This is a genomic window from Nocardia sp. CA-290969 (assembly GCF_050936135.1).
Lineage (GTDB): Bacteria > Actinomycetota > Actinomycetes > Mycobacteriales > Mycobacteriaceae > Nocardia.
Window position 1 is genome coordinate 1,243,004 of the sequence record NZ_JBNJNJ010000001.1, and the last position, 21,214, is coordinate 1,264,217.

General features: G+C 69.5%; 21 protein-coding genes. 8 read left to right on the top strand and 13 right to left on the bottom strand.

The window, feature by feature from the left end; all coding sequences use genetic code 11:
• Positions 1-67: 67 nt before the first annotated feature.
• From ACQEVO_RS05870 to ACQEVO_RS05880, 3 genes are all read right to left on the bottom strand, one after another.
• Positions 68-1,036 (bottom strand): sigma-70 family RNA polymerase sigma factor, encoded by a 969-nt coding sequence (locus tag ACQEVO_RS05870; RefSeq protein ID WP_432909589.1) that lies wholly within the window; start codon positions 1,034-1,036, stop codon positions 68-70.
• Between the two features lie 215 nt (positions 1,037-1,251).
• A complete protein-coding gene (locus tag ACQEVO_RS05875) occupies positions 1,252-2,757 on the bottom strand; it encodes a DUF7059 domain-containing protein (protein ID WP_432909591.1) in 1,506 nt (501 codons plus the stop codon).
• A gap of 56 nt (positions 2,758-2,813) precedes the next feature.
• Complete coding sequence (locus ACQEVO_RS05880; protein WP_432909594.1) at positions 2,814-3,254, bottom strand: DUF3099 domain-containing protein; 441 nt, start codon at positions 3,252-3,254, stop codon at positions 2,814-2,816.
• A 90-nt stretch (positions 3,255-3,344) separates the two neighbouring features.
• Here ACQEVO_RS05880 and ACQEVO_RS05885 point away from each other — a divergent pair, with 90 nt between their 5' ends.
• The gene (locus tag ACQEVO_RS05885; protein ID WP_195054589.1) at positions 3,345-3,581 is read left to right on the top strand and encodes a DUF3039 domain-containing protein; all 237 of its coding nucleotides are present in this window, start codon (positions 3,345-3,347) and stop codon (positions 3,579-3,581) included.
• An 8-nt stretch (positions 3,582-3,589) separates the two neighbouring features.
• Here the strand turns inward: ACQEVO_RS05885 and ACQEVO_RS05890 are convergent, their stop codons facing one another.
• Positions 3,590-4,678, bottom strand: coding sequence for a YihY/virulence factor BrkB family protein (locus ACQEVO_RS05890; RefSeq protein WP_432909597.1), 1,089 nt, complete (start codon positions 4,676-4,678; stop codon positions 3,590-3,592).
• A gap of 174 nt (positions 4,679-4,852) precedes the next feature.
• On the opposite strand from ACQEVO_RS05890, the gene ACQEVO_RS05895 reads away from it, so the two are divergent.
• A complete protein-coding gene (locus tag ACQEVO_RS05895) occupies positions 4,853-6,595 on the top strand; it encodes a DEAD/DEAH box helicase (protein WP_432909600.1) in 1,743 nt (580 codons plus the stop codon).
• Positions 6,596-6,764: 169 nt separating this feature from the next.
• On the opposite strand, the gene ACQEVO_RS05900 is transcribed toward ACQEVO_RS05895, so the two are convergent.
• A complete protein-coding gene (locus ACQEVO_RS05900) occupies positions 6,765-7,361 on the bottom strand; it encodes a TetR/AcrR family transcriptional regulator (RefSeq protein WP_432909603.1) in 597 nt (198 codons plus the stop codon).
• Positions 7,362-7,465: 104 nt separating this feature from the next.
• Between ACQEVO_RS05900 and ACQEVO_RS05905 the strand changes: the two genes are divergently transcribed.
• On the top strand, positions 7,466-8,206 hold the full coding sequence (locus tag ACQEVO_RS05905) for an SDR family NAD(P)-dependent oxidoreductase (protein WP_432909606.1): 741 nt from the start codon (positions 7,466-7,468) through the stop codon (positions 8,204-8,206).
• A gap of 61 nt (positions 8,207-8,267) precedes the next feature.
• On the opposite strand, the gene ACQEVO_RS05910 is transcribed toward ACQEVO_RS05905, so the two are convergent.
• The gene (locus tag ACQEVO_RS05910; RefSeq protein WP_432909609.1) at positions 8,268-8,771 is read right to left on the bottom strand and encodes a DUF6194 family protein; all 504 of its coding nucleotides are present in this window, start codon (positions 8,769-8,771) and stop codon (positions 8,268-8,270) included.
• A gap of 63 nt (positions 8,772-8,834) precedes the next feature.
• On the opposite strand from ACQEVO_RS05910, the gene ACQEVO_RS05915 reads away from it, so the two are divergent.
• Complete coding sequence (locus tag ACQEVO_RS05915) at positions 8,835-9,557, top strand: MerR family transcriptional regulator (RefSeq protein ID WP_432909611.1); 723 nt, start codon at positions 8,835-8,837, stop codon at positions 9,555-9,557.
• A 130-nt stretch (positions 9,558-9,687) separates the two neighbouring features.
• On the opposite strand, the gene ACQEVO_RS05920 is transcribed toward ACQEVO_RS05915, so the two are convergent.
• A complete protein-coding gene (locus ACQEVO_RS05920; RefSeq protein ID WP_432909614.1) occupies positions 9,688-10,239 on the bottom strand; it encodes a hypothetical protein in 552 nt (183 codons plus the stop codon).
• Entirely contained in the window at positions 10,239-11,990 is a 1,752-nt protein-coding gene (locus ACQEVO_RS05925; protein WP_432909616.1) for a DEAD/DEAH box helicase, read from the bottom strand. The genes ACQEVO_RS05920 and ACQEVO_RS05925 overlap by 1 nt, the downstream gene beginning before the upstream one ends.
• 366 nt (positions 11,991-12,356) lie before the next feature.
• Between ACQEVO_RS05925 and ACQEVO_RS05930 the strand changes: the two genes are divergently transcribed.
• Positions 12,357-13,130 carry a TetR/AcrR family transcriptional regulator gene (locus ACQEVO_RS05930; protein WP_432909618.1) on the top strand — a complete coding sequence of 258 codons (774 nt, stop codon included), beginning with the start codon at positions 12,357-12,359 and terminating at the stop codon, positions 13,128-13,130.
• 81 nt (positions 13,131-13,211) lie between these two features.
• On the opposite strand, the gene ACQEVO_RS05935 is transcribed toward ACQEVO_RS05930, so the two are convergent.
• Positions 13,212-13,406, bottom strand: coding sequence for a DUF7455 domain-containing protein (locus ACQEVO_RS05935; protein ID WP_030521621.1), 195 nt, complete (start codon positions 13,404-13,406; stop codon positions 13,212-13,214).
• A 273-nt stretch (positions 13,407-13,679) separates the two neighbouring features.
• Between ACQEVO_RS05935 and ACQEVO_RS05940 the strand changes: the two genes are divergently transcribed.
• On the top strand, positions 13,680-14,039 hold the full coding sequence (locus tag ACQEVO_RS05940) for a DUF952 domain-containing protein (protein WP_432909621.1): 360 nt from the start codon (positions 13,680-13,682) through the stop codon (positions 14,037-14,039).
• 216 nt (positions 14,040-14,255) lie between these two features.
• On the opposite strand, the gene ACQEVO_RS05945 is transcribed toward ACQEVO_RS05940, so the two are convergent.
• Positions 14,256-14,927, bottom strand: a complete 672-nt coding sequence (locus ACQEVO_RS05945) for a response regulator (RefSeq protein WP_432909624.1) — start codon at positions 14,925-14,927, stop codon at positions 14,256-14,258.
• A complete protein-coding gene (locus ACQEVO_RS05950; RefSeq protein WP_432909627.1) occupies positions 14,924-16,147 on the bottom strand; it encodes a sensor histidine kinase in 1,224 nt (407 codons plus the stop codon). Before ACQEVO_RS05950 ends, ACQEVO_RS05945 begins: the two co-directional genes overlap by 4 nt.
• A gap of 302 nt (positions 16,148-16,449) precedes the next feature.
• Here ACQEVO_RS05950 and ACQEVO_RS05955 point away from each other — a divergent pair, with 302 nt between their 5' ends.
• Both ACQEVO_RS05955 and eutC read left to right on the top strand, forming a co-directional pair.
• Positions 16,450-17,862: an ethanolamine ammonia-lyase subunit EutB gene (locus ACQEVO_RS05955; RefSeq protein WP_432909630.1), complete on the top strand. Its 1,413-nt coding sequence runs from the start codon at positions 16,450-16,452 to the stop codon at positions 17,860-17,862.
• Positions 17,863-17,908: 46 nt separating this feature from the next.
• Positions 17,909-18,727: an ethanolamine ammonia-lyase subunit EutC gene (gene eutC / locus ACQEVO_RS05960; protein ID WP_432909633.1), complete on the top strand. Its 819-nt coding sequence runs from the start codon at positions 17,909-17,911 to the stop codon at positions 18,725-18,727.
• 97 nt (positions 18,728-18,824) lie between these two features.
• Here the strand turns inward: eutC and ACQEVO_RS05965 are convergent, their stop codons facing one another.
• Both ACQEVO_RS05965 and ppgK read right to left on the bottom strand, forming a co-directional pair.
• A complete protein-coding gene (locus ACQEVO_RS05965; RefSeq protein ID WP_432909636.1) occupies positions 18,825-20,195 on the bottom strand; it encodes an RNA polymerase sigma factor in 1,371 nt (456 codons plus the stop codon).
• 168 nt (positions 20,196-20,363) lie between these two features.
• Positions 20,364-21,122 carry a polyphosphate--glucose phosphotransferase gene (gene ppgK / locus ACQEVO_RS05970; protein WP_432909639.1) on the bottom strand — a complete coding sequence of 253 codons (759 nt, stop codon included), beginning with the start codon at positions 21,120-21,122 and terminating at the stop codon, positions 20,364-20,366.
• Positions 21,123-21,214: the final 92 nt, after the last annotated feature.

The window sequence follows — 21,214 nt, forward strand, 5'->3', positions numbered from 1 at the left end:
GCGGGGTCGGGTATGCCGATGACCGGCCGAGTGGGCCGGTCATCGTGGATATCGGTGTGGGGTGTTGTCAGCTGGCGTAGGCGCGCAACCGGTCGGCTCGTTCGCCCTTGCGGAGTTTCGACATGACCTCGCGCTCGATCTGGCGGACTCGCTCACGGGACAGACCGAACAGCTTGCCGATCTGATCGAGGGTGCGCGGCTGGCCGTCGTCCAGCCCGAACCGCAACCGGATGACCTGCTGTTCGCGTTCGTCCAGCGTATTCAGGACACTGCGGACGTCGTGGTGCAGCAGACCGGCGATCACGGCGCTTTCCGCGGAAGTCGCCTCGGAATCCTCGATGAAATCGCCGAGGGGGGCCTCTTCGTCGTTGCCGACCGGCATATCCAGGCTCACCGGGTCGCGGCTGTGGTCGAGCAGATCGGCGATCTTCTCGACCGCGATACCGGATTCGGCGGCCAGTTCCTCGTCGGTGGCTTCCCGGCCGAGCTGCTGATGCAGTTCACGCTTGATCCGGGCGAGCTTGTTGACCTGCTCCACGAGATGGACCGGGAGCCGGATGGTGCGGCTCTGATCGGCCATACCGCGGGTGATGGCCTGGCGGATCCACCAGGTGGCGTAGGTGGAGAACTTGAAGCCCTTGGCGTAGTCGAACTTCTCCATCGCGCGGATCAAGCCCAGATTGCCCTCCTGGATCAGATCCAGCAGCGGCATTCCGCGGCCCGTGTACCGCTTGGCGAGCGAGACGACCAGGCGCAGGTTGGCTTCCAGCAGATGCGACCGCGCCGCCTGGCCCTCCCGGACGACGATCGCCAGATCGCGCTTACGGGTCGCCGACAACCGCTTACCGGTCTCCAGCAGGTGCTGGGCATAGAGACCCGCCTCGATGCGCTTGGCCAGTTCCACTTCGTCGGCGGCGGTGAGCAGCGCGGTACGGCCGATCCCGTTCAGGTACACGCGTACCAGGTCGGCGGCGGGGCTCTGGGCGTCGAGGTCCGTATCACTGGGGCGCACACGAGTGGTGGCGGGGCTTGTCATGACTTGCCTCCTGTCGGTGGTGTCTCACTCCGAACAACGGACCCGACATAGGGAAAGTTCCCTCAGCGGGTACGGATAAACCGCTCTGAACTGGGGTTTTTGCCGTTGCGTTCTGAGAAGTTCCTGAGAACGGAACGCGCCGGGAAACCCGCGATCGACACGGCCGTAGCCGGGCCGCCGTCACCAGCGCCGCGAGAGCACGGGGGATGTAGGGGTCAGGCGGGGTGTACCAGCCCGTGCCGCACCAGCGCGGTGACAACCCCCAGCGCCGCGGCGGCGAATTCCGGGGCCACCTCGTCGGATCCCTGGGACAATGCCAGCAGTTCGACCAGTTCGTACAACGGCAGACCGTCCGGCCGCATTCCCGCGAGCAGGGAGACGGTGGTCTCGTCCACCTCGTGCTGCCAGCGCGGGCCGTCGCCCCGGTGCAGCCGGGTGACCCGGGGTTCCCAGCCGTCGGCACCGGGCAGCGAGACCTGTTCCAGCGCGGTTGCCGGGTCCACCCGGTACCGGGATCGCCACGCGAGCTCCGGATCCGACGCGACCGCGCGCAGCCAGGCAGACCGCTCGAAATACGCGAGGACCTCGGCGCCCAGCGGGTCGTCGAAACCGTGGGCCAGGTCTTCGGCCAGCACTTCGGTCGGCCCGTCGATCGCACGCAGGTAGACGAAGCCGAAGCCGATCCCGGTGACGCCCGCGTCGTCGAGGGCGGTGAGCCACTCCTGCGCGCGTTCCTGTGCCGCCGGGCTCCGAGGGTCGAGCCCGGCGTCCCGCAGCCAGGTGCCCACGTAGAGCGCCGGGTCGGCGATATCGCGTTGCACGATCCACGCGTCGATCCCCTCGGCCGGTAACCAGCCCGAGACCCGCGCACGCCAATCCTCGTCCTCGGTGTGCACCCACGCGCCCAGTACGGCCGCCGTCCCGCCGGGAGCCAGCAGCCCGGGGGTGCGGGACAGCACCAGTTCGGTGGCGCCGTCGAGGGCGAGGCCGGAATCGCGGTAGGTGTGCTCGATCCGGGCCGGGCCCACCACGAACGGCGGGTTGGCCACCACTTGATCGAACCGCCGGCCGGCCACGGGTTCGAACCACGAACCGGCGACCAGTTCGATGGCGAGGTCGTTGAGCGCCGCGGTGGCCTCGGCCAGCCACAGCGCCCGCGGATTGATATCGGTGGCGGTCACCGAGCGGGCGTAGCCGGCGGCGTGGACGGCCTGTACCCCGCAGCCGGTACCGAGGTCCAGCACGGACCCGACCGGAGCGGTGGGGGTCGCCCGCAGCAGGGAGAGCGAGGCATGGCCCACACCCAGCACGTGATCCTCGGTCAGGGTGCGCGGCGACATCGAATCGTCGAGGTCGGACAGGATCCAGCGGGTACCCGCGCCGGTGTCCAGCGGGCGCAGATCCAGCGCCGCGCGGATGCGGTCACCCTCGGCGATCAGCAGCCCCGCTGCGACCGCGTCGGCCACCGGGACCGGCGCCAGCGCGGCCGCCACCTCGTGTTCGGCGACCGCGTCACCGAGGAGCAGCAGCCGCACCAGGACGCCGAGATCGCCGGCTTCGCGCGCGATCCGTCGCACCGGGACCGGCTCTCCGCGCCCGAGCGCGCTGTGTGCTTCGCTACCCAGCACGTCGAGCAGGGTGCCGGCGTCGTAACCCACCCGGGTCAATGCGATGCGCAGGCCGGGGCACAACTCGGTGAGCGGTGACTTGTGTGTGGGCACAGCCGTACTCTGCCACCCGCGCGCGGCAAGTCCGGCAACCGGACGCCGGTTGCGGTCTATCCGTCGATGGCGTCGCGGTTGCGTTCCTCGAGCGCGGTGCGCGGCCGGTCCCAGCGGCTGGGTTCGTTCTTGTCCCGCGGCGGGCGATCGTTGGCGATCAGCACCGCGATCCACGGCAGCGGCACGGAGGCCGCCATGATCAGGATGGCGATCAGGGCGTTGTCGAAGACGGTGAAGGAGATACCGGCCAGGATCAGCGCCGGTATCCGGAACGCCATGATGATCGTGTACCGGCGTACCCGGGCCCGATGCTGGTCTTCGAACGAGGGGGCCGCCGCGGTGATGAGCGCCGCATGTTTGGGGTCGTCGCCGGGGAAGTACCCGGACGAACGAGAGGGACGGGCCGGCCGCGATGCCCCGATGTGTTCACCGTGACCGCTCGCACCGGCGTCGATGTGCTCCGGGCCGCGCCCGGAGTCTTCGCCGTGCTGCTGCATACCTTCGAGTCTTGCACTCCCCGGCCGCGCGCGTAACCCCGGTGCCGGTGGTGGATGAAGGCGGCGCCGCGGTACGGCATCATGGAGTCCGTGAGTACCGATACTCTGGTTCGCCCCGATACGACCACCGACGAGACCACCGGTGACGACACCCCGAAGTTCTTCCACTATGTGAAGAAGGACCGGATCGCCGAGAGTGCCGTCATGGGCACCATGGTGGTCGCGCTGTGCGGTGAAGTATTCCCGGTGACGCGCTCGCCCAAGCCCGGCTCCCCGGTCTGCCCGGAGTGCAAAAAGGTCTACGAACAGCTGCGCAAGGGCGACTGAGCGCAGGCTCAGCGCGTGCTCGACGGCGCCGGTGTCCCACCGGCGCCCTTGTCGTGCCCGTCGTTGCCGCGCCCGAAGCGGTGCACCGGGAGCCGGTGTGCTTTCGGCTCGGGTGACTCCCGGCCGTCACCGGACGGCGTCCCGCGGCGTTTGGCCAGCCAGGCCTTGAACTGCTCCAAGCGGGTGGCCCGCGCGGGCCAGAACTCCTGTACGGCCGCGTTGAACTCGGCGCCGAGGATCACCGCGAAACCGAGGAAGAACGTGAACAGCAGGAAAGCGATCGGGGTGGCCAGCGCGCCGTAGGTGACACCGGTCCGGGTGATCAGGGCCAGGTAGCGGCGCAGTCCCTCGCTGGCGGCCATGAAGAACACCGCCGCGACCAGCGCGCCGTAGAACATCCGGTGATACGGCAGCGAACTGTGCAGGGCGAGTTTGTACAGAGTGGCCAGCCCGACGATGAGCAGCAGCCCCACCGCGGGGTAGTAGAACGTATCGATCAGCCGCAACCCCGGTTCGCGCCAGCCGTCGGGCAGGATCCGGCCGATCAGCACCGGGCCCAGGGCCACCAGCGGCAGGATGAACACGGCCGCCACCAGGAACTGCACGTACAGCAGCAGCGCGAAGATCCGTTGCCAGACCGGGTGCCGGGCATGCTGCTGATCGTGGGCGTCGGTGATCGCATCGACGAAGGTCGCCATGGCCGACGAGCCCGCCCACAGCGAGAGCACGAAACCGACCGAGACGAAGGCCGCGCGGCCCTGGCCGAGCACGTCGCGAACGGTGGGCTCGATGAGGTCGGTGACCACGCTGGAGCTGAACAGGTCGCGGCTGAAGGTGAGAATCTTGGATTCGACGATTTCGACGGTATCGGGCCCGAAGAGGCCGCTGACGTAACCGAGCCCGCCCAGCAACCCGAACAGCAACGGCACCAGCGAGAGTGTCTGCCAGAACGCCGCGGCCGCCGATTTCGCGAAAATCGAGTCGTTCCAGGACTTCACCGCCACCCGGACGACCAGCCGCCTGGCCTGCACCAGGGCATGGCGCAACCACGAAGTAGCGCCCGGCTGGGGGCCGGCACCGTGTCCGTAGCTGTGCATGATCAGTCCAGCATCGCTTACATGAGTGTCCGGTGGTGTGGCGTGTGGCGAACGTGTCGGCGCGCGCCGGGTGAATCGCCGGTGACGCTGCCTTCCCGGTGGCCTTGTGACTCGCGTCGCGCCCGCCGCGCCGGTTTGGCGCCGTGGCGGCGGCGGCCGCTAGTGTTTGTCTTCGTGACCGAAGCGAGCGGCGCCACGGCGACGGAAGTTGCGGGCGCATCCCTGCGCGCCTGGCAGCGGCGCGCCCTCACCCGGTATCTGGCCACCAAACCCCGCGATTTCCTGGCCGTGGCGACCCCCGGCGCCGGTAAGACGACGTTCGCGCTGCGGGTGGCCGCCGAACTGCTGGCGGATCGGACGGTGGACCAGATCACCGTGGTCGCCCCGACCGAACACCTCAAACACCAGTGGGCAGCGTCGGGGGCGCGCGCGGGAATCGCCCTGGATTCCAATTTCTCCAATTCGACCGGCGGAACTTCCGGCGACTACCACGGTGTGGTGGTGACCTACGCCCAGGTCGCGGCGCATCCGTTCAAGCACCGGGTGCGCACGGAGAACCGGCGCACTCTGGTGATCCTGGACGAGATCCATCACGCGGGTGATGCGAAGAGCTGGGGTGACGCGGTCGCCGAGGCCTTCGGCGACGCCACCCGCCGGCTGGCGCTCACCGGTACCCCGTTCCGCAGCGACGACAGCCAGATCCCGTTCGTGAACTACGAACCCGACGAGGCCGGGCTGCCGCGCTCACGGGCGGATCATTCGTACGGGTACGCGGAGGCACTGGCCGACGGTGTCGTGCGGCCCGTGGTGTTCCTCGCCTACTCGGGCGAGGCGCATTGGCGTGACAGCGCGGGGGAGGAGTATACGGCCCGGCTCGGGGAACCGCTGAACGCCGAACAGACCGCCCGGGCGTGGCGTACCGCCCTCGATCCCGCCGGCGATTGGATCTACGCCGTGCTGCGGGCCGCGGATATGCGGCTGGCGCAACTGCGGGAAGCGGGTATGCCCGACGCCGGGGGCCTGGTGATCGCCTCCGACCAGGAACGCGCCCGGTCCTATGCCGAACTCCTGGAACATCTCACGGGCAACAAGCCGGTGCTGGTTCTGTCCGACGACCCCACCTCCTCGGCGCGGATCGGTGAATTCGCCGCCGGGAACCAGCCGTGGATGGTCGCGGTGCGCATGGTGTCCGAAGGTGTCGACGTACCGCGGCTGGCGGTCGGGGTGTACGCCACCAGCGCGTCCACACCGCTGTATTTCGCCCAGGCCATCGGCCGGTTCGTGCGTGCCCGCCGGCCCGGTGAGACGGCCAGCGTGTTCCTGCCTTCGGTGCCGGTGTTGCTGGATCTGGCCGCGCAGCTCGAGCTGCAACGCGATCACGTCATCGGTAAACCGCACCGGGAGAAGGACGGCCTCGACGACGAGCTGCTCACCGAGGCGAACAAGCAGCGCGACGAACCGGGCGAGGAGGAGCAGCGGTTCGTCCCACTGGCCGCCGATGCCGAACTGGACCAGGTGATCTACGACGGTTCCTCGTTCGGCACCGCGACCTTCGCCGGAAGTGCGGAAGAGGCCGATTACCTGGGGATTCCGGGCCTGCTCGACGCCGAGCAGATGCGTGCGCTGCTGCGGGAACGCCAGGCCCGCCAGGTCGCCGAGCGGTCCAAGGCCGAACCGGCCGCCCCCGCGCCGGCTCCCGCGCCCGCCGGGAACGCCGCCGAACGGGTCGCGACCGCCGATAAACTCGGTGAATTGCGCCGGGAACTGAACAGCCTGGTCGCCATGCACCACCATCGCACCGGCAAACCACACGGCGTGATCCACGGCGAGCTGCGCCGCCAGTGCGGTGGCCCGCCCACCGCGCTCGCCACCGCCGATCAGCTCACCGACCGTATCGCCGCCCTGCGCCGAATGTGATCCGGCGGCACCGGCCACCGACGCCGAATGTGGTTCGTCGGCGCAGGGGCGGGGCTACTCGCTGAGGCGCCCGGTTTCAGGGCTGACCTCGTGTCCGGTGGCGGCGCACCGCTGGCCCGGGCCGGGTCTGTGGCAACTCGCACCGGGTCTCGCCGGGCGGTCTCGTCCGCTAACGGCCGGGCCAGGCAGTCATGGCCCGGTCGACGGTGCGGGTGAGATCGGTGTAGCCGGCGCCGTCGCGGGCGCGGATGGATAATCCGAACAGGACCGTGGTGTAGAACTCGGCGAGCTCCGCGGTGTCGGTGCCGGCGGGTAGCTCACCCTCGGCGACACCCCGGTCCAGGCGTTCGTGGATCGCCGTGCGGGTTTCGCCGCGCTTCTCGGCGAGGAAATTACGCACACTGTCCGTCCGCGTCGTGTACGTGGCCCCCGCGAGCACGACCATGCATCCGTGCGGGCAGTTCTCGGCGGTGTAGGTGCGGGCATTGTCCCGCAACATCGATTCGATCGCGGCGCGGGCGGTGGGTTCCTCGCGCAGGGCACGCGCGGTACGGCTGCCCTCCTGTTGCCGGTAGAGCCCGACCGCCTCACGGAAGAGTGCCTCCTTGTCGCCGAACGCCGCGTACAGGCTGGGCGAGTTGATTCCCATGGCCGCGGTGAGGTCGGACATGGCGGTGCCCTCGTACCCGTGTTCCCAGAAGACCTCCAGCGCGCGGCGCAACGCGATATCGCGGTCGAAGCTGCGGGGACGTCCGCGTCCTGCCATCCGGTTCCTTTCTGTATCGATCATTAAATATACCTCTTGACGCGGCCGTGTCGATCAGCTTTCCTATTTATGTACTGATCGACACAGAAATAGAGGGAAACGGTATGCGGGATCTGGACGGCTCGGTGGCGCTGGTAACCGGCGGTAGCCGCGGAATCGGGGCCGCCGTCGCGCGGCAGTTGGCCGCCGAAGGCGCGGATGTGGCACTGACCTACCAGCATTCGCGGGAGCGCGCCGAGGCCGTGGTCGCCGAGATCGAAACACTGGGCCGGCGGGCGGTCGCCCTCGCCGCCGACAGCGCGGACGCGGCGGCCGTGGTCGGCGCGGTCCACCGGACGGCGGCCGAACTGGGTGGCCTGGACATCCTGGTCAACAACGCGGGGATCTTTCCCGCCAAGCCCTACCGCGAATTCACGGTCGCGGAGGTGGATCTGGCGCTGAACGTGCACGCCCGCGCGGCCTTCGTCGCCGGGCAGGCCGCGCTCGACCATATGGGCGAGCGCGGGCGGATCATCAGCATCGGCACCAACCTCACCGATCATGCTCCGTTCGCCGGCCTGAGCCTCTACAACCTGAGCAAATCGGCGCTGAACGGGTACACCAAGGCGCTGGCCCGGGAGCTCGGACCCCGCGGCATCACCGTGAACCTGGTGCAGCCGGGGGTCACCGATACCGATATGAACCCGGCCGACGGCGCGCGAGCGGCGGACCGGGCGGCCCGCACCGCGCTCGGCCGGTACGGCGCCGCGGATGATGTCGCCGCTACCGTCGCGTTCCTCGCCGGGCCGGGTGCACGAAGTATCACGGGGTCGGTCATCACAGTGGACAGTGGCACGAACGCGTGACCGAGAGCCGTACCGATTTCCCGCGGTAGGAACGCCTGCGTACCGGGCGTGGGAGCGCGCCTCAGCTCGCCGGTGGACGGCGCATGTCGCTCGAAACGTTCCTGGTGGCGGTCCTTTCCGTGCGTGCGCGGGCGCGGTCGTAGGCGGCCCGGAGTAGGCCCCGGACCGCCTGTGCCGTGCGCGGTCCCGGGTTCACCACCGCCAGCCACGCAGCGGTCCCGTAGACCGGGTGGGCGAGGACGGTATCGGCCGCACTCGGATCCTCGCTACCGGAGTGGGCGTCGCGGGGCGTGCGGCCCGTCCAGGTGCGGAAATCCGCCGCCGTGGCGCTGATGTTCAGCCGGAAGGTGTCCGGGCGATCGAGCCGGGACCGGTCGTCGCCGGGATAGTCCTTGGTGACGATGGTGGCGAACGGCTGGGTGCGCGCCGGGATCTCGCCGTCCGGGGCGTAGTGGAAGAACGTATCGCCCCAGGCGATTTCCGGTGTGCCGTCGCCGGGGCCCGGCCGCTGCGTGAGGACGCCGTCGAAGGCGGCGACGTATCCGATGATCTCGTCGATGGTCATGTATTCCAGCGTTACATTGAAGTGCTCGTGGAGGGTTTCGGGCACTGGATGGCAGGTGGTGATTTGGAAAGCCGCAACTCGGACGTTCTGCGCACGGCGGAGGTGGCGCGCCGTAGCGGATATTCCGTCCAGCAGTTACGCAACCTCGAGCGTGACGGTGTGCTGCCCGCCGCGCCCCGGACCCCGGCCGGTTACCGGATGTACGGCGAGGTACATGTGTGGTCCGCCCGTGCCTACCGCGACCTGACGGCCGGAACCGATCCCGCGACGGCCAAATCGATCCTGCGCGCGGTCCATTCCGGTGACAGCAGCCGGCTGTTCGCGCTTCTGGATGCCGCGCACGCCCGGATCGACCGGGAACGCCGTGATCTCGAGGCCGCGCGGGCAGCGGCCCGGGCCATCGCCGACGAACCGCTGGCAGATATCCGGCCGGGTGATTCGATGAGCATCTCCGAGCTCGCCCGAGCCCTGGGCGTACGCCCCTCGACGCTGCGGCACTGGGATTCCGCCGGGCTGGTCGTCCCGCGCCGCAACACCGGCCGCGAACCTCGGCACTACACCCCCGACGATGTGCGTGCCGCCCGGTTGGTCCACCAACTCCGGCTGGCGGGCTACGGAATCGAATCGCTGCGGGAGTTGATTCCGCAGCTGCGTGGGTGGCACCGGTGGGACGATCTGGCAGCCGCACTGGCAGCGCGCAACGCCCGGATCGACGCCCGGTCCGCCGCCTTGCTGCACAGCGCCGCCGCCCTGAACACCCTGCTCGTGCTGCGGCAGGACCGATGACCCCGGCGCGCCGCCCTTCCTCTTCCTGGGTCGAGCGGCGCCTGCGCGCACAGCTGGGCGGCGGGCTCGGCTTCCCGGCAATCCGGCGGGACCGGGGCCCGCAAACCCAGCTGCCGGCATGCAACCGGCCTCAGACTCCGAAGTATGCCGCCGGATCAATGAGGTTGAGCGGTACCCAGCGCGGACCGTCGGCGGGCTCCACCGAATCGTCCGGGCCCTGGTCCCGGCCGTAGCCTTGGAGGTCGAGGCTCAGGCGAGGGTCCTCGTCCACTCGGCGCGCAACATCGTAGAAGGTCGCCAGGACGTGCACACAGTGTGCGGTGCGGGCCGTGCAGGAGCAATCGATCGCTGCCGGCTCGGGTGCGACCGAAACGCCGGAACCGGTCACCGCCGCGTACATCTCGTCGGTCGGTATCGCCGGCGCCGGGCCGAGGGTCGCGGCCAGTACGGTGACCGCCTCGCGGGACAGTGGCGCCAGTTCGATATGGGTGATCGAGGCCTGGCCGCCGCGGTGGATATGCGCGCGCACGACCCGGCCTTCGATCTCGGTACGCACCCCGTGGTTGCGGGCGATGCTGCGGGCGCGCGGCAGCAGCGGGTCCGGGCGGGTCTGGCGCAGCGGCTCGGCCAGCCGCACCCAGTCCATGCCCCATCGGGTGTAACCGAATTCGTTGTCCGCCATCAGTTGCCTCGTTTCCGGCGCAGGATGTCCAGCAGCCGATCGTCGTCGAGCCGGGCCAGGTCGGCGATCCCGGTGCCCGTGCCGAATTCGGTGAGTGCCGATTTCCGCCGCTGCATATCCGCGATATGTTCCTCCACGGTCGTCGCCGAGGTGAGCGTGGTGACGGTGACGGTGCGGGTCTGGCCGATGCGATGGACCCGATCCGAGGCCTGTGCTTCCACGGCGGGATTCCACCAGCGGTCGAAATGGACCACATCGGCGGCCCGGGTGAGGGTGAGGCCGGTGCCGGCGGCCCGCAGACTCAGCACCAGCACGGGCGGTCCGTCCGGAGACTGGAATTCGTCGACGATTCCGGCGCGTTCGGGCTGGGACAGCCCGCCGTGGAAGAACGGCACGGCGATCGCGAACTGTTCGGCCAGATGCCGGACCAGCAGCTCCCCGGTCGCCCGGTATTGGGTGAAGATCAGTGTCGGCGCGGCGTTGTCCAGGTTGTTCGCCACGATATCGGTGCACAGATCGAGCTTCCCGGACCGCCCGGCGAGTTCGCCGGTATCGCCGTCGATCAGGGCGGGGTGATTGCACACCTGCTTCAGCGCGGTGAGCGCGGCCAGGATCTTCGTCTGCCGCCCGGCGCCGACGCCGAAACCTTCCGCTACGGCGCGGTCGAGCAGGCTGTCGTAGAGCCGCTCCTGTTCCGGCGTGAGATCGCAGAGCAGGTCGGAATGGATTTTCGCCGGGAGCGAGGCGGCCACCTCGGCCTTGCGTCGCGACAGCAGTACCGGTTCGACCGCGTCGCGCAGCCGCGCGGCGGCATCGGCCGAACCCTGTTCGATCGGTTTGACGAAGCGCCGCCGGAACTGGGTGCGATGCCCGAAGATACGCGGTGCCACGAGGTGCAGCAGCGCCCACAGTTCGTCGAGATGGTTCTCCACCGGGGTGCCGGTGAGCGCGACGACCGCGCGGGCCGGCAGTGCTCGCGCCGCCTTCGCGACCTGGGTCCGCGGATTCTTCAGCGCCTGGGCCTCGTCGTAGGTCACGGTCGCCCACGTGGTGGCGGTGAGCAGCGGTCCGTGCCGGCGCAGGGTCGGGTAGCCGGTGACCACCACGGTGCCGGGAGCGGTCTGCAACGCGCCGCCCCGCCAGGCCACCGGATGCAGCTCCGGCGCGAACCGGGCGATCTCGTGAACCCAGTTGCCCACCAGCGACGTCGGGCAGACCACCAGCTGAGGGCCCTGTTCCGCACGGTCCACCAGCAAGCCGATGGTCTGCACCGTCTTTCCCAGACCCATCTCGTCGGCGAGGACGGCCCCGCCGTGGCGCGCGACGGTCGCCCGTAGCCAGGCGATTCCCCGCGCCTGGTACGGCCGCAGATCGGCCCGTAAGCCGGTGCGCAGCAGGCCGGTGACCTCGGTGGTGTCCCGCAGGACCGCGCGGGCATGGTCTGCGTCCACGATCGCGGTGCCCTGTGCGTTCGGGACCGCGTGACCGGCGATGGGCAGCTCGGCCGGGGTACCGGCGAGGTTTTCCAACCAGGCGCGGGTCGAATTGCCGGGATTATCCACCGGCAGTTCCGTGAAACGGCCGGGCTCCACCAGGGCGCAGTCGACCTGCGCCGTACGAAGTCCGGCACTTCCGGCGCGCAGCTGCGCGAGGGTTCCGTCCGGGACGACCAGCGGGAGGGTCGCGGTTTCACCGAGCCCGCCGGGGGCGGGTCCGGTCCCGCGACCTGTCCACGTCCACAATGCGAACATGTGCCGGTCGGGTAGGTAGGTGGTCTCGATGGTCGGCAGCGCGCACCCCTAAAATCATCGTATTGCGTACGGAGTAATATTCGAACGCGTACGGTACCGGATTTGTTCCGGGTGTACCGGTGCGGGCATCGGCGCCGGACCGGGAAGGGAGATCCATGGGCGGTTATGCCCACCGACTGTCCGCCGGAGCCGAGCCGGCGGTTCCGTCCATACGGCCGCTCCGGCAGGCTCCACCACGTTCGGGTGGCCCGGCGCGGTACGAGGCCGCCGAGGGCGGCTATGAGCGAGTCGAACTGAGAGGCGGCAGTGGAGCGTAACCACGGAGAGTTCTCGGTCACGCCCCGTCGACACGAGACGAGCGAGCCCGTGGGTGCGGCCTCGCCTGGACGCCGGACGGGCGATCCGGGCCGGGCCGCGGACCCCGCTCGGATACTGCTGGAACTGTTGTGGCGGCATCGGCTGCCACCCCGTAAAGGGGGCCGCGGACCCCGGCAGACCGTGAGCGTCGACGAGGTCGTCACCGCCGCGATCGGCCTGGCCGACCGGGAGGGCTACGACAAGGTGTCCATCCGGGCGGTGGCCGCCGAACTCGGCCTGCGGCCGATGAGCCTCTACACCTACGTACCCAGCAAGGAAGCGCTCACCGTCCTCATGGTGGACGCGGTGGCCGCCGCGGACGACCCGATTCCCGGCGACTTGCCGGTGCGCGACCGCCTGGCGGCCGTCGCGCGGCAGATCCGCGACGAATACCTGGCCCACCCGTGGCTGTTCGAGGTCCCGTCGTGGCGGATGGTGCTGGGGCCGGGCCGGCTCCGCCGCTACGAGAGCCAGCTGGCGGCGGTGGACGGGATCGGCCTCGACGATCCGGAGATGGACCGGGTGATTTCCGTGCTGACCCAGTTCGCCACCGGTAACGCCCGTACCGCGCTCGCCGCGGCGCACAGCGCCCGCGAACAGTCGGACGCCGACTGGTGGGAAACCTACGGACCCCTGCTGACCGAGCTCATGCCCGCGGCCGATTTTCCGCTCTCCAGCCGGGTGGGCGCGGCGGTCGGGGAGCTCTACCAGGCGCCGGGCGATCCGGCCGGGGATTTCGAATACGGGCTCGAGCGGTTGATCGCCGCGATCCTGCCCGGATGAGCGTGGCGGGCGACCGGAGGGTCGCCCGCCACGGAAAAGCGGTGTTCAGTTGTTCGATGCTGTTGTGTCGGACGCGGACGGTCAGAGAGCGGGTGCGGACTCCGTATCGATCACGGCGTCCAGCTCGCGCAGTCGTTCCATATGTTCGTTCGCGTGATGCTGGCAGAAGAGCAACTCGCCACCTGCGGGCAGAACGGCACGCACACGGGCCGCCGCCCCGCAGCGATCACAGCGATCGACCGCGGTCAGTGGGGTGCTAGTCAGGGTTCCTGGCATGACTCCTCCGTCCTGGCTTCCGGCACTACAGACCGTTCACCTGGTGTGAGGCCCGTGGTCACTCCGCGGGCTCGCTTCCGCTACTTCCCAGCAGTGGTATGACTACTCTGTCAGACGTTCGGGGCGATGGGTTTGTTCCCGGTGGCTTCCCACTGTGTTTTCCCTAACACGACCAGCGGTTTTCGCCTGTGGCGAACACCGCGGACCGGGCGTGGAAAACCGGTGGATCGCCTGCTCCGCAACGACTGTCGAGTTGTGTATCGGAGGTTACCCGTGCCCAGTGACACTCACACCCTTGTTCACCTCTGTACTCCCGGTGAGTGGGCGATTGCACGCCGGGAGGGGGCTCATCGGCCCGCCTCGCTGGCGACCGAGGGGTTCGTACACCTCTCGGCACCGGACCAGGTGCACCTGCCCGCCAACCGCCTGTTCGCCGGCCGCTCCGATATGGTGCTGCTCCGGCTGGACCCGGCCCGGCTGGACGCCCCGGTGCGCTGGGAGCCGGGTGTCCCCGGTGACGATCCGGCCATGCGTTTCCCGCACCTGTACGGCCCGCTGCCGGTCGCGGCCGTGATCGGCGTGGAACCGTATCGTCCCGGCCCGGACGGGGTCTACGCCGCGCTGACCGCCTGATACCCGGGCCCTCCGCCGTCGACGCGGCGAATCTGATCGCGCGGCGACCCGAGGTTCGGTTTTCGCTCACACGCCACAGGCCCGCACACGGAACCTGCCGGTTGTTCCGGGCCGGGGTTCGTACGGGGGACCGGTGCGGAGCCGACCGGGCACCCGTTCAGGGATGGGTTGCGCCGCAGCCTGGTCGACGCACCAGGACAGGAGGGCGGCGTCGCATCAGCGCGAGCCCGGTCGGTCCTCCGATCCCACCGCCAGTTCCCGGGCGAGGATCGCGGCCTGTACCCGCGACCGCATTCCCAGCTTGGTCAGCACCCGGGACACATGGGTTTTCACCGTCGTCTCGCCGATGAACAGCTGGGCGGCGATCTGCGCGTTGGACAGTCCCGCGCCCAGGCAATCCAGAACTTCGCGCTCGCGGCCGGTGAGGTCCGCGAGCCCGGCGGGCGGCTGCGGCCGCGGTGCGGCGGCCGCCCCCGCGAACGCCTCGATCACGGTGCGGGTCACCTCCGGTGCGAGGACACCGTCCCCGGCGGCCACTGCCCGGACCGCCTCGATCAACGCCGGGGCCGACGCGGATTTCAGGACGAAACCACCGGCGCCGGCGCGCAGGCTGCGGAACACGTATTCGTCCAGGTCGAAAGTGGTGAGCACGAGGACCCGGGCGAGGTTTTCGCCGGTGATCCGGGCGGTCGCGGTGATCCCGTCCGTACCCGGCATCCGGACGTCCATCAGCACCACATCCGGTCGTAGCGCCCGGGCCTGGGTCAGGGCGACCGCTCCGTCGGCGGCCTCACCCACCACCTCGATATCGCCGGACGTGTCCAGAATCATGCGCAGACCGGCCCGGATGGCGGCATGGTCGTCGGCGAGGAGTACCCGGATCGTCATCGCGCTTCGCCCACCGGTTCGGCCACCGCCGTGAGCGGTAGCCGGGCTCGCACCCACCAGGTGCCCGCTTCGGGGCCTGCCCGGAACGTGCCACCCAGCGCCGCCGCGCGTTCGCGCATATTCGTCACACCGCGGTGCCCGTCCGCGGCGCCGTCGGCCACGACCGGGTGCGCCGCCGCGGTGAGCAGGGGATTGCGCACTGTCAGATCGAGGTCGCCGGCGTCGATGTGCACGTCGATCTCGACCTCCTGTCCCGGCGCGTGTTTCATCGCGTTGGTCACCGCCTCCTGAACGATCCGGTACGCCGCCTGGTCTACCGCGCCGGGCACGGGCAGATCGCCGGTGGCCTGCCGTACCCGGACCCGCATACCCGCCTGCTGTGCCACCGTCACCAGTCCGGGCAGCTGGGCCAGCCGTCCGGGCGCCGTGGTTTCCGGGCGATCGTCGTCGCGGCGCAGCAAACCGATCATGGTCCGCATCTCCTGTAGCCCTTCGACACTGTTGGTGCGGATGGCGGTGAGAATTCCGGTCAGCCGCGGATCACCGCCGGTGCCGTCGACGCCCGCCAGCGCCGCCTCGGACTGCAGCGCGATCGCCGACAGGTGTCCGGCGATCACATCGTGCAGATCGCGCGCCATGGCCTTGCGTTCGTCGGCCACCGCGGCCCGCCGGTCCAGTTCCGCCACCCGAGTCAGCGCGCGGCGCCGGTCGCGCTCGGCCTCGGCGGTCTCCATGTGCGCGCGCACGGTCAGGCCCCACCACAGTGAGGTGCCCACGAACGCCGCCGCCATGATCAGCGCCAATACCATGTAGCGCCAGTTCTCGGTCACCCCCAGCACCACGCCCGCGGCGGTTGCGGACAGCGCCAGCCACGCCACCACCGCCCCTTCCATCTGGCGCCGGGTGCCGTAGACCACGGCCGCGTAGATGAGGTCGGTGTAGACGAGCCAGACCGGCAGCGTCGGCCCGAGCATCAGATCGAAGGACAGCGGCACCAAACCCACCACCATGGCGGTGATCGGCGCCCGCCGCCGCACCAGGAGCACGGCACACACCATCGCCAGCAGCGCGAAACGCGGGGCCAGCGGAGTGGAGGGGCCGTCCTCGGAAACGAACAGCATATGGAAGCCGGCCAGGTACAGCAGCGACCCGAACGCGAACCACGCGACGGCGATAACGATGTCTTTGCCCGTCGCCGATAACGCCGACCACCGTTGCATCCTTCAATCACAGCACACGGTTCGGCGCCTGGAGTCCATCGAAATAACGATCCGCAGTCGTACCGAACACACCCCCGCATCGCTGCTCGCGAACCCGTCACCACAGCCCTCGACAATGCGCCCGGCTGCTCGGGCCGCAGTGCCGGTGATCTTGTCGATTCGGCCCGGACACCCGCGGCGTCCACCGGGTGCGTCGTGCACACTGCCGGTAAAGTGTGGATGCACTGCGCATTCTCGGCCGCAGCGCGCGAAATCGAACCGGTTCCGCCGACCGCGGCGGCCCGGACGGACGGACCCGGCGGATGACTGTTTACACCCAGCAGCTGGGCGGCACGAGTTATCGGTTCGACGGCCTGGTGGAGGTTCTGGCCAAGGCCACCCCGCGTCGCAGCGGTGACGAATTGGCCGGATGCGCCGCCGCTACGGACGCCGAGCGGGCCGCGGCGCAGTGGGTGCTGGCCGAGCTGCCGTTGACCGAGTTCCTGGAACAACCGGTGGTGGCCTACGAATCCGACGAGGTCACCCGGCTCATTCTGGACACCCACGATCGGGCGGCGTTCGCGCCGGTCGCCTCCTGCACCGTGGGGGATTTCCGGGACCGGCTGCTCGGTATCGTCGCCGGTGAGGGCACCGGCGACCCGGCCGCGACCCTGCGTGATCTGGCGCCCGGCCTCACCCCCGAAATGGTGGCGGCGGTCAGCAAGATCATGCGCAATCAGGATCTCATCGCGGTGGCGCGGGCGGCGCAGGTGCGGTCGGCGTTCCGGACCACCATCGGCCGGCCCGGAACGCTGGCCACTCGGCTGCAACCCAACCATCCGACCGATGATCCGCGCGGTATCGCGGCCGCCGTCTTGGACGGGCTGCTGCTCGGCTGCGGGGACGCCGTGATCGGGATCAACCCCGCCACCGACTCCCCGCGCGCCGCGGCCGATCTGCTGGCGTTGCTCGACGATATCCGCACCCGCTTCGATATCCCGGCGCAGTCCTGTGTGCTGGCCCATGTCACCACGACCATCGAGTTGATCGCCGCCGGTGCGCCAGTGGATCTGGTGTTCCAGTCGGTGGCCGGGACGCAGGCCGCGAACGCGGCATTCGGGGTCGATCTGGCGTTGTTGCGCGAGGCCGAGGACGCGGGCCGGTCGCTGCGTCGCGGCACCGTGGGCGACAACGTGATGTACTTCGAAACCGGCCAGGGCTCGGCGCTGTCGGCCGGCGCCCATTTCGGGGTGGGCGGTAAACCGGTGGACCAGCAGACAGTGGAGGCGCGGGCCTACGCGGTCGCTCGGGAACTGCGTCCACTGCTGGTGAACACCGTGGTCGGGTTCATCGGGCCGGAGTATCTCTACGACGGCAAACAGATCGTCCGGGCGGGACTCGAGGATCACTTCTGCGGCAAAGTGCTGGGCCTGCCGATGGGAGTGGATGTCTGCTACACCAACCACGCCGAAGCCGATCAGGACGATATGGACACCCTGCTCACCCTGCTCGGTGCGGCCGGTTGCGCCTTCGTGATCGCCGTGCCCGGCGCCGACGATGTGATGCTCGGCTACCAGAGCCTGAGCTTCCACGACGCCCTCTACGCCCGCCGGGTGCTGGGCCTGCGACCCGCCCCCGAATTCGCGGACTGGCTGGACCGGCTCGGCATGCTGGACGAAACCGGCCGGGTGCGGGCGATACCGCCCTCCGCTTCGCCGTTGCGCGCCTTGTTGTAGGCCCGACGGGGGAGGATGAAGTACGGCGAACGAGGGTGTGGTGATCATGGGGATCGGTGGGCACGAAGCGCGGACGGACAGCGATTCCGGCGATACGTTCTGGGCCGGCTTACGCACGCTGACCCAGGCGCGGATCGGACTGGGCCGCGCAGGTGACGCATTGCCCACCCGGCAGGTGCTCGAGTTCGCCGCCGCCCATGCGTTCGCCCGCGACGCGGTGCACACCGCCCTCGATGTGGCCGCCTTCTCGGCCACGATCGCGGACCTCGGGCTCGGCACACCGATCCACGTGCGCAGCCGGGCGCAGGACCGGGCCGAATACCTGCGCCGGCCCGATTTGGGCCGGCTTCCGGCCGAAGGGCCGAACCCACCGGCACAGATCTCGCTCGAACGGACCGCACCGGAAATCGGGGTGGTACTCGCGGACGGCCTCTCCGCCCGGGCACTCACCGAACACGGCCCGCCGTTACTCGGTGCGCTGGCCGAACTGCTGCGCCCGCGCTATTCGTTCGCGGTGCCCGTGGTGGCGACCCAGGCCCGGGTGGCGCTGGGCGACCATATCGGTGCCGCGCTCGGCGTATCCACGGTCCTGGTCCTGATCGGGGAGCGTCCGGGGCTTTCGGTGGCCGACAGTCTCGGCATCTACCTGACCCACCGGCCGCGCCCGGGCCGCACCGACGCCGACCGCAACTGCGTCTCCAATATCCATCCGCCGGAGGGCCTGGGCTACCGGCGGGCCGCCGAGGTGACGGCCGGCTTGATCGCCGGGGCGCACCGGCTCGGCCGCTCCGGCGTCGAGTTGAAAGACACCTCCCGGGACCTGTTGCCGCCCCCGGCCGCTACCTCACTCGAACCCGGCGACTGACCCCCGGCCCGGATACGCCACGGCCCCTGAGCATCTCGGGAACCGTGGTTCCGGACGTGCTCAGGGGCCGTGGCGCGAGCGGGTTCGCCCGCGGGTCTCAGTCGAGGTAATCCCGCAGGACCTGCGAACGGCTGGGATGCCGCAGTTTGCTCATGGTCTTCGATTCGATCTGCCGGATCCGCTCGCGGGTGACCCCGTACACCTGGCCGATCTCGTCCAGGGTCCGCGGCTGACCGTCGGTGAGGCCGAAGCGCAGCCGCACCACACCCGCCTCACGTTCGGACAGGGTCTCCAGCACCGACTGCAGCTGATCCTGCAGCAGGGTGAAGCTGACCGCGTCCACCGCGACCACGGCTTCGGAATCCTCGATGAAATCACCGAGCTGGCTGTCGCCCTCGTCGCCGATGGTCTGATCCAGCGAAATGGGCTCCCGGGCGTACTGCTGGATCTCCAGCACCTTTTCCGGGGTGATATCCATTTCCTTGGCCAGTTCCTCCGGAGTGGGTTCGCGACCCAGATCCTGGAGCAGCTCGCGCTGGATACGGCCCAGCTTGTTGATCACCTCGACCATATGCACCGGGATACGGATGGTGCGGGCCTGATCGGCCATGGCGCGGGTGATGGCCTGCCGGATCCACCAGGTGGCGTACGTGGAGAACTTGTAGCCCTTGGTGTAGTCGAACTTCTCCACCGCGCGGATCAGGCCCAGGTTGCCCTCCTGGATCAGGTCCAGGAACGCCATCCCGCGGCCGGTGTAGCGCTTGGCCAGCGAGACCACCAGGCGGAGGTTCGCCTCGAGGAGGTGGTTCTTGGCGCGGTTCCCGTCGCGAATGATCCAGTTGTAGTCGCGGCGGATCGTGACCGGCGGCTTCTCGCCGGCCTCGGTGAATTCGCGCATCTTCTCCGCCGCGTAGAGGCCGGCCTCGATCCGCTTGGCGAGTTCGACCTCCTCTTCGGCGTTGAGCAGCGCGACCTTACCGATCTGCTTCAGATAGGCACGCACCGAATCCGCGGAGGCGGTGAGTTCGGCGTCCTTACGGGCCTGGCGCAGCGCCTCGGACTCTTCTTCGTCCCAGACGAAATCGCCGGAGGCCTTGTCGGCCGCGGTCGGCTCGGCGGTCTCGGCTTCGGGTTCCTCCTCGGCGACCTCGGCCACCAGATCGTCGCCCTCGTCGGTGAGATCGTCCTCGGAGACCTCGAGATCGCCGAGATCGGCCACATCCAGCGAATCGTCGTCCGGCTGGTCTTCCCCCGGGCCCGGGGCGCCCGCGCTACCGGCCTTCTTGGCAGGGGCCTTCTTGGCCGCGCCTTTCTTGGCGGCGGCCTTTTTCGCGGGGGCCTTCTTGGCGGCGGCTTTCTTGGCCGGGGCCTTTTTGGCCACGGCCTTGCGCACCGGGCGTGCCGCGGGAACTTCCGTGGCCTCGGCGTCGGCCGGTTCGGCTGTCTGACGGGTATTCGTGGCTACCACGTACGCCCTTTCGTGACGGTCTCGTGCGGCGTCACGCCAGAGTAGTATTCCGGCGGAGCGGTCTGTCGGGTTTACCGGCTAAAACGCCGGTCGGGTGTCCGGCTCACCGCCGGGGTCCTTCCATTGTAACGATCGACCAGTGTGCCCTTGCCCGTGCGGCGGACATCTTCAGGGGGTGATTCCGGCATCGACAGCCATGGCCGCGCCCACGATACCCGCTGTGTTGCGCAGATCGGCGGGCACCACCCGGGTGCGGTTGGTGAGCAGCGGAATCCACTGATCGGCGTCGCGGCTGATCCCACCTCCGGCGACGAACACCGTCGGCCAGAACAGATCTTCCAGTCCCCGCAACACAGTACTGACCCGGGCCGCCCATTCGGGGTAACCGAGGTCCTCGCGTTCTTTCACCGAGGCCGCCGCGCGGTGCTCGGTCTCCATCCCGCCGATCTCGAGATGGCCGAGTTCGGTATTCGGGACCAGCGTGCCGTTGTTGAGCAGCGCCGACCCGATACCGGTGCCGAACGTCAGCAGCAGTACCAGACCCTCGATATCGCGGGCGGCGCCGAAACGGTCCTCGGCCAGTCCCGCGGCGTCCGCGTCGTTGAGCACGGTGACCTCCCGGCCGTCGAGCGCCTCGGAGAACAGGGCCCGGGCGTCGGTGCCGATCCAGGATTTGTCGACATTGGCGGCGGTGTGGGCGACCCCGCCGAGGACCACGCACGGGAGGGTGAGGCCGACCGGGCCGTCCCACTCCGCCTTCGCGACCAACTGCGCGACGGCCTCGGCCACCGCGGCGGGCGTCGCCGGATGCGGGGTGGCGATCTTGATGCGCTCGTGCGTGAGTTCCCCGGTGTCGAGGTCGACCGCGGCGCCTTTGACGCCGCTGCCGCCGATATCGATGCCGAACGCGTGCCGTCCACCGGACATGCGGGTTTCCCTCGTTCCCTGTGCTGGCTGATGTCGTCTTCGCGCCGCACCCGCGCGCCTGCCGGCCGGGCCCTCCGCGAGATCATCGAAAC

What these genes read in the sequence shown, in the direction of transcription:
- ACQEVO_RS05880 (WP_432909594.1), bottom strand. Translation starts at nt 3,254, where the DNA reads ATGCAGCAGCACGGCGAAGACTCCGGGCGCGGCCCGGAGCACATCGAC.
- ACQEVO_RS05945 (WP_432909624.1), bottom strand. Translation starts at nt 14,927, where the DNA reads ATGACGATCCGGGTACTCCTCGCCGACGACCATGCCGCCATCCGGGCC.
- ACQEVO_RS05910 (WP_432909609.1), bottom strand. Translation starts at nt 8,771, where the DNA reads ATGACCATCGACGAGATCATCGGATACGTCGCCGCCTTCGACGGCGTC.
- ACQEVO_RS05955 (WP_432909630.1), top strand. Translation starts at nt 16,450, where the DNA reads ATGACTGTTTACACCCAGCAGCTGGGCGGCACGAGTTATCGGTTCGAC.
- ACQEVO_RS05950 (WP_432909627.1), bottom strand. Translation starts at nt 16,147, where the DNA reads ATGCAACGGTGGTCGGCGTTATCGGCGACGGGCAAAGACATCGTTATC.
- ACQEVO_RS05905 (WP_432909606.1), top strand. Translation starts at nt 7,466, where the DNA reads ATGCGGGATCTGGACGGCTCGGTGGCGCTGGTAACCGGCGGTAGCCGC.
- ACQEVO_RS05890 (WP_432909597.1), bottom strand. Translation starts at nt 4,678, where the DNA reads ATGCACAGCTACGGACACGGTGCCGGCCCCCAGCCGGGCGCTACTTCG.
- ACQEVO_RS05870 (WP_432909589.1), bottom strand. Translation starts at nt 1,036, where the DNA reads ATGACAAGCCCCGCCACCACTCGTGTGCGCCCCAGTGATACGGACCTC.
- ppgK (WP_432909639.1), bottom strand. Translation starts at nt 21,122, where the DNA reads ATGTCCGGTGGACGGCACGCGTTCGGCATCGATATCGGCGGCAGCGGC.
- ACQEVO_RS05935 (WP_030521621.1), bottom strand. Translation starts at nt 13,406, where the DNA reads ATGCCAGGAACCCTGACTAGCACCCCACTGACCGCGGTCGATCGCTGT.
- ACQEVO_RS05920 (WP_432909614.1), bottom strand. Translation starts at nt 10,239, where the DNA reads ATGGCGGACAACGAATTCGGTTACACCCGATGGGGCATGGACTGGGTG.
- ACQEVO_RS05900 (WP_432909603.1), bottom strand. Translation starts at nt 7,361, where the DNA reads ATGGCAGGACGCGGACGTCCCCGCAGCTTCGACCGCGATATCGCGTTG.
- eutC (WP_432909633.1), top strand. Translation starts at nt 17,909, where the DNA reads ATGGGGATCGGTGGGCACGAAGCGCGGACGGACAGCGATTCCGGCGAT.
- ACQEVO_RS05925 (WP_432909616.1), bottom strand. Translation starts at nt 11,990, where the DNA reads ATGTTCGCATTGTGGACGTGGACAGGTCGCGGGACCGGACCCGCCCCC.